The 323-nt window shown below is 53.9% G+C and carries 1 protein-coding gene; it reads left to right on the forward strand.

Features of this window, described 5'->3' with window-relative positions; translation table 11 throughout:
- A partial coding sequence (locus tag RYZ59_RS24620) for a hypothetical protein (RefSeq protein ID WP_318051116.1) occupies positions 1-318 on the forward strand: 318 nt, incomplete at its 5' end.
- Between the last annotated feature and the right edge of the window lie 5 nt (positions 319-323).

Genomic DNA, 323 nt, shown 5'->3' on the forward strand with positions numbered 1-323 from the left:
GACGAGCAGGCTGACGCTCAGATGATTACCAATTCGACCTTCTGCGCGATGTACTCCACCCGCCTGACCCAGACCAGTGACAGCGGCCTTCAGGTAAAAGGCGTTAATCTCAATGCCCGCTTCAACGGACCGGTATTCAACCGGGTACTTCAGGTGATGAACAAAACCTATGGCAGAACCTGGCTCGAATCAAATGCCCGTAACGGCAGCATGACCGCCATGCAGCTTTCGCAGTCGGAGCTTCTGTATAACCCGGAATATGCCCGGCAGTGCGATGCTTTTGCGGATAAAGTGGAAAAGGAATGGCGCGGAAAGTAATCCCG

It is taken from the genome of Citrobacter sp. HN-141 (assembly GCF_033341895.1).
Classification (GTDB): Bacteria; Pseudomonadota; Gammaproteobacteria; order Enterobacterales; family Enterobacteriaceae; genus Citrobacter.